This is a genomic window from Moorena sp. SIO2C4 (genome assembly GCF_010672485.1).
GTDB classification, from domain to species: Bacteria; Cyanobacteriota; Cyanobacteriia; order Cyanobacteriales; family Coleofasciculaceae; genus Moorena; species Moorena producens.
Window position 1 is genome coordinate 1 of record NZ_JAAHGN010000378.1, and the last position, 6,581, is coordinate 6,581.

General features: G+C 43.5%; 6 protein-coding genes and 1 pseudogene. All 7 read left to right on the forward strand.

Annotated elements, in window-relative coordinates:
* Window positions 1-184 precede the first annotated feature (184 nt).
* Window positions 185-445 (forward strand): hypothetical protein, encoded by a 261-nt coding sequence (locus tag F6K20_RS19440; RefSeq protein ID WP_287295709.1) that lies wholly within the window; start codon window positions 185-187, stop codon window positions 443-445.
* Window positions 446-668: 223 nt separating this feature from the next.
* On the forward strand, window positions 669-1,376 hold the full coding sequence (locus F6K20_RS19445) for a hypothetical protein (protein WP_009149100.1): 708 nt from the start codon (window positions 669-671) through the stop codon (window positions 1,374-1,376).
* Between the two features lie 26 nt (window positions 1,377-1,402).
* Window positions 1,403-1,582, forward strand: a complete 180-nt coding sequence (locus F6K20_RS19450) for a hypothetical protein (protein WP_158026195.1) — start codon at window positions 1,403-1,405, stop codon at window positions 1,580-1,582.
* A gap of 425 nt (window positions 1,583-2,007) precedes the next feature.
* On the forward strand, window positions 2,008-3,006 hold the full coding sequence (locus F6K20_RS19455) for a hypothetical protein (protein WP_009149099.1): 999 nt from the start codon (window positions 2,008-2,010) through the stop codon (window positions 3,004-3,006).
* On the forward strand, window positions 3,007-3,804 hold the full coding sequence (locus F6K20_RS19460) for a hypothetical protein (protein WP_009149098.1): 798 nt from the start codon (window positions 3,007-3,009) through the stop codon (window positions 3,802-3,804). It abuts the gene before it with no gap.
* 131 nt (window positions 3,805-3,935) lie between these two features.
* Window positions 3,936-5,750 carry a TrbI/VirB10 family protein gene (locus F6K20_RS19465; protein ID WP_287265793.1) on the forward strand — a complete coding sequence of 605 codons (1,815 nt, stop codon included), beginning with the start codon at window positions 3,936-3,938 and terminating at the stop codon, window positions 5,748-5,750.
* Window positions 5,751-6,023: 273 nt separating this feature from the next.
* Window positions 6,024-6,581, forward strand: a pseudogene (locus F6K20_RS19470) (hypothetical protein); the annotation flags it as partial.

A 6,581-nucleotide genomic window follows, 5' to 3' on the forward strand; every position in this document is an offset into this window, starting at 1 on the left:
GGGATAAATACGACATTCACGGGTGGTGTGGTCGAAATTTATACACCATCCCCCCTCACCTACCATACTTAAATATAGCGCTAGCTCTTCTGGGAGAAGATATTCCTCTAATCCTGGACGCTCAGCTAGGTCAAGATGACTTAACAAAAATGCCACAGAAGGATTTTTTCCTAAACAAGAAGGAATGTATTCTCAATGGTTACTCGATGACAATGGGATTTACACCTACTGTCGATTTTATCCCGGTTCAGCACTGTTAACAGCTGTTGCTAATAATCCTGAAGAATCAGCAATTCGTCAGACAGCAATGCGCTTACATCCCCAGGATAAAATTATGGCTATGCATTATGCTAGTAAAAAAATGGCAGAAATGCGTAATTCAGAAGTCCAAGTTGTGAATTCAAAGTTACCCGATCCGAGAGCAAAAGTTCGACTTCATAATTAAGCCATAAAAATAGGATATAATCTAGGTAAGTCAGGGATACGCTTTTATAGCGCTACGGGCAAGTAAGAAGTTATAAGTCAGAATTCAAAAGTAAGCGATTACTTACGTTTCGGAGTTTAGGAATGTCCTAATCTCAATGGGTAGTGCTATATGGTTTAGCTTTCAGTTTTCAGTTTTCAGCCTTCAGCATTTTTTCGTAACTATTCAATCTAGGAGTTCAATCATGGCTAAAAATGTGACCAAAACTTGGATACAGTTGTTAATTATTAGTACCCTAATTACAACAGTTCCTAAACCAGCCTATGCTTCTGGTGGAATTGTCGATAGTTTTGTTGACTCGTTTGTTGAGGAATTTCAGAAGGTTAAGTCTTACTTTACAAATTTCTTAGATGAGTTTACCAATCTACCAGAAACCATAGACAACGATTTGAAATCAGCATTGGAAGATTCCATGGGAGTTTTAGGTATCCCCGATGTGGAAGACGTCAGAGCGTCAATTGAGGAAAGTCTCCAAACAAGCGATTACCCAATTTATGAAGGAGACAAACTTGCTAATGAAGTAGAAAGGCAAGTTGCTAGAGCCTCAGCCTCTCGTGTTCTGAGTCAAGAAGGACAGGAGCAGTCAATCCGGGAGCTAAAGCAAATGCAGAATACCGTTTCAGAGGTAGAGCAATCAGCACAAACAGCTCAAAATCAGACAGTTACCCAGAATGTGATCAAAGAAGTCGCTCTTCAGAATGCTCGTCAAGCCGCCATACTCGGCTCCTTGCAAGCCGCTACCGTTGAGGAAGCGCAACGACAGGAAATTTCTAACATGCTCCAGAGCAATATCTCTCGTGCTTTGGATGGACAAACTCAGGCAGATCAATACCAAAAACTGGGCGCTGGTATGGAAACTTTGAGAATTACCTCATTAAGTGGCTTGTTTTAGTTAGCTAGGGTGTTGACTGTTGGCCGTTGACTGGTAAGAATTCAGCTATCAGCTGTCAGCCGTCAGCTAATCAACAGGAGGTAGTAAACCAAGCTTACGGGCTGGTACGGCTGGTTGAAAATCCCTGCTCGTTTTACTCATCCGACCCCGTGCAGTTAAAGCGCTTGCTAGCACCTCAAGTAGCGTGGCCTAGGAGCAATAGCTGATAGCTGATACCTGACGGCTGAATGCTTACGTTGATCGTTAATTGTTAATCCTTAACCGTTGACCGTCAACAGTTATCTGGATGCAGAATTCTTCAATTATTATCAATTCTGAACTCACGCACCCTCCGCACTTAACACTTAGCACTTAGCACTCAATACTCCCCACTCATTACTCCGCACTCAATACTTCCCACTCAAAACTATTTCTCCTATGTCTCCTTGGTCTGGCTTACCTGCTTGTCCCTATTCCTAACTTATTTGTTTATCCCCATGTGTAGCGATCGCCATGTCTACTTGTCCTTATCTTCCGGATTTCCTCCGTCTGCCGATCTCTGTGAATTCCTCATCTACCCACTCTCCCCACTCTCCCCACTCTCCCCACTCTGCTCATCCCATCACTAATCACGTCAAGAGGTAGTCATTAAATGATAGTCACCCCCAACTTAATCGCTCAATTTAGTAATGGAGCCTCCCAAATTATCCAGAATGGTCGTACCGGACAAATTGCGATCGCACAAGCCATGGATGAGCTGTGGAGTGAAGTCCTCGGAGGTGGGTTGTATGCTGTGATCACTAAACTGGGGGTGTTTTTTGCCGTGGGAAGCTTAGTTCTATTCATGACTCAATGGGCAAAAGCCTTAATAGAATACGATGAGCCAATTATGTGGTCTGAGATCATCTGGCCCTTATTAGTCGCGGTTTTGTTAGCCAATGATGGAGCAATGTTAGCCAATGGCACCCAAGGACTCAGAAGTGTAATCAACAATACGTCTAATTCACTACTGCAAAACGCATCTGCCAGAATTTCTTTGCAAGAATCATACCAAATTGTGACAGAAAATATTGGGGCGAAGGCGGTTATTGATTCCTTGGTTTCTCAATGTGATGCTATCGTCGATGTTCAACAACAGGTGGATTGTTTAACAAATGCAGAGCAACAAGCACAGGAGTTTTCTAGAACGTTAAACCCATCATCTCAGGCATTTCTCTCTCAAATTGGTTCATTGCTTAACCCTCTCAATGTTACTGAACGAGTTGGCTTTGCTTTACAAACCGCAGTAACGGGTTGGTTAATGTCGATTGGGATGGCATTTCAGTGGGTAGCAGAAGTTTCCATGTTGCTAACCGGACTATTAGGTCCATTAGCGGTTGGGGCCACATTATTACCTGTGGGAGCTAAGGCGATTTACGCTTGGTTAATTAGCTTTTTCTCCATCGGTTTAGTTAAAATATGCTACAACATTATTGTTGGTTTAGTCGCCACCTTAATTGTTAATGCTGAGAGTTATAACCCATTAGTTTTTGCTTTTGTAGCTGGATTGATTGCCCCCATCCTAGCGTTAGTATTAGCCGCTGGAGGAGGTCTAGCTATTTTTAATAGCTTAAACTCCTTCAGTGCTTTTGTATTAGGAGGCTTGAAATAAATGGACAGCACGAATAGTTCTCCTCAGAATAAGCTTAAATTTCTCCAAAGAGGTAAGAAGAGTACTTGGTTATCCAGTTTCAATGTGACGGATAGTCTGGGAATTATCTTAATCAGCAACTTTGCTTACAATACCTTAATTCTGTTTTTCCTAGCCCTGTTGTATGGCGCTCAAGCAAGGCTAGCTAATAAGCCAGCTCCTTCCTTAGTGCAATTGAAGACTGGTGAAACCACTGCCGTAGAAGCCATTGGGAATAAAGAACGGACAGCAGAGGTAATTAAAGCATTTACAATTAAAACCATGAGTGACCTGTTTACTTGGACAGGGCGATTACCTGGAAAAGATGGCGTTCCCTTTTCTAACTTAGACTCTGATCCAGGAGTAGAAATTCATGGCAAAGGTAGGCGTCGAGGTAAAATATCTACTCAAGCCTGGAAAGCTAGCTTTGCCTTAGCCGATGATTTTCGTGATCCGTTTCTATTAAAGTTAGTAGACTTAACGCCATCCAACGTATTTAAGGGCAAAACACAATTTGCTTTTGTCCCCCAATTTGTCAGAGAACCTATTAAAATAAAAGAAGGGGAATGGACAATCGATTTGGTTGGCACGTTAACCGTTCTAGATACTACCAATAATTTGCCTACCTATATTCCCTTCAACAAACAGGTGCATGTACGGGCAGTGGAGCCTCCTAAGTATTCACCAGGTATGGCAGACGATAGTCTACCTCCAATTATTGCTAAGGCTAGAGAGAAAGGTTTGGAGGTGGTCAGTATCAAGGATTTAGACTCGAAATAAACCTGAATCCTGAGTCGAATAGTCCTGATTCCAAGAGTCCAATAATCCGTGCATCCGTCCCTGTTTATACATCAGTGTTGTGCGACTAATGACTACAGCAACTGGAATAACTACAGCAACTGGGAGAAATTATGAAGCTATCAGATCTCAAAGACTTTGATGTCCAAAGCATCGAACATAAATCTGAAGAAGAAATGAGTAAAAAAACTCTGATTCAGCAGAACAGTGGTGCAGAGAATACCGCCCCGACATGGACAGAAGAATCATTAGCGGAGTTGTTACAATTTGATACTAGTTATGACCAAGAAAAAAATCCTAGCAGTCAGGGGGTAATAGCATCGACTGATGGTACCGCTGATTTAGATCCAGACTTAAATGTTACCCAAGCGGAATTCGCCAAATCTGGTTGGGCAAAAGGTGCTTCGGTTGGTGCAGTAACTGGGTCAATTGCTGTAGTCGCCGGATTAGTTTTTACAGGGATGACCTCCTTGTCTTCTAAGAAGAAATTGGTCGAAAAAGTTACTCCGATTCCCACCAGTGTTGATAACGAAGCGGAAAACGCGACCGATTCTGAAATCGGACGACTGAAGACTGAATTAGCCCTAGCCAAGCAACAAAAACAGATCCAAGCCATTCAAGAGAAAAAAAGACCAAAAACAACCATAGAGCTTGCCAAGTCAGAAGAACCCCTATCACCGAAAACAGCTCCACCACCTCGTCCTAGGCCAGCAGTGCGTTCAGCACCACCCCCTCCTGTGGTAAGAGCATCAACCCGTCCAGCACCCCGTCCAGTACGGCAACCGGTGGTAATTCGTCAAGCTCCCCCACCACCGCGTCCAGTGCAGCAACCAGTAGTAATTCGTCAAGCTCCCCCACCCCGTCCAGTGCGGACAGCACCAGTGCGGAGAGCACCAACACCACCCCCTGTGGCAAAAGCACCAACACCTCCTCCACCTCCTCCAGCCCCAGCACCAAAGATAGATCCCATGGAGCAATGGCTGGCTTTGAGCCAACTGGGAAGTTATGGTTTGAGTTCGGTGAATACTCCAGAAGCGCCACAGGAAAATGTGGCGATGATGGAACCAAGCCCACAAACACAAGCAGTAGCCCAACGAAACAATGGGATCAGGGGACGCTCTACTATTGCTAGTACATACTCAATTCCAGCTGTACAGAGAGTTTCCAACTCTCCCAATCCTCCCCAACCCCTTAATGGATCTCCCGTTATCTTTGCTGATCAAGTTGCTATCTCAGAAGAAGCCAGTATTTTAGCTGGGAGACCGATCAGACGGAAGCTATTTTCCTTTGGTCAAGAAGCAGCTGGAGAATTAATTACACCAATTGTTTGGACAAAGTCGAACCTATCTCGAAATTCTCAACAACCAAATTTGGATGAACGATTTGTGGTGCGTCTGAGTGAGCCTCTAGTGGATCAAGATAACCAAGTTTTGCTCAAAGCTGGTACCAAAATTGTCTTTCTCTGTGACATGGTTGATGATAGTGGACTAGTCAATAGTGATGCGATCGCATTAATCATCGATGACCAAGAATATCAGTTACCCCCAGGAGTGATTAGTCTCAGAGGAGATAAGGGTAATCCCATGGTGGCGAATGTCTGGGATCGGGGTTCTGATGATATCGCCAGAAATGACATGATCGCCTTCTTGTTTGGTTCTGCTGCCAAAGTCGGAGAAGTACTCAATCAACCTGAACGGAGTCAAATTATCACCTCCAGTGGTTTTGGCTCAAGCCAGTCTAGCACCTTCACTAGTCGAGACCGCAACCTATGGGGAGCAGTGCTTGAGGGAGGGTTTAAACCTCTTGCTCAGGACATTGTAGAGCGTAATGCTTCAGCAACACGCCGACTACAAAATTTGCCCAAATTGTGGTATATGGGTGCCGGGAGTTCCGTACAAGTTTTTGTCAACACACCCTTTGAGCTGTAGTAGCCTGTCTTCTGAATTCATAACCCTGAATTCAGAAGACGGACTTAGCTGATAGCTGAGGGACTGGATCAAGACAATACTTATAGCAATCGAAGTAAAAGTTAAGACATATTTCTGTTCCCTGTTCCCAGATCCGCTGTTCCCCCCTTCCGCGCGGGGGGTTAGGGGGGATCCGCTGTTCCCTTTAAAACACAATAGTATGTCCTAAACTATACTGCCATTGCTATACATTTTGACGTTTGAATTTTTCATTTTAGGAGCTTGTAAGTAGCCATGACTAATTTTTTTTCAGCCTTGGAAATCAAATTAGGTCAAGAGTTAAAAATTACCCCAGCCAAAACTCAGATTTTTTTACTATTTGCTTTATCCCTTTTTCTAGCTAAGCCAGCTTGGGCAGATCCTGGTAATTCAGCTATAGCAGTCAAACGGGTAAGTCTAACCTCTTCTGGGCAATCTTCAGTGCCTCAAAATAGCCCAATTCCAGTAGCATTGGCTCCAGGATATGGAGTAAATATCAGTTTCATTTCTACTGGGGAAGTTATTGAAAAACTCTGGATTGATAATCCCTCATTCGTTGCTGTTGATGTCGATGGTTGCTTAGATAACTTAGTTGCTAAAAAAAACTGTGAGTATAATCAGGCAACTGTAATTCATTTGCGCCGGATTGAACAACTTGATATTCCTGGTATACCAAAGACAAATAGCACACTTTTGACAGTAGTTACTCGTTCTGTTGAGGATAGGCAAATTTACTTATTTAAAGTGACTCCAGCTGACCGACCTAGCGAAGTAGTCATTGAGTTTAATAAGCCTACTCCTTCCGTAGACTTT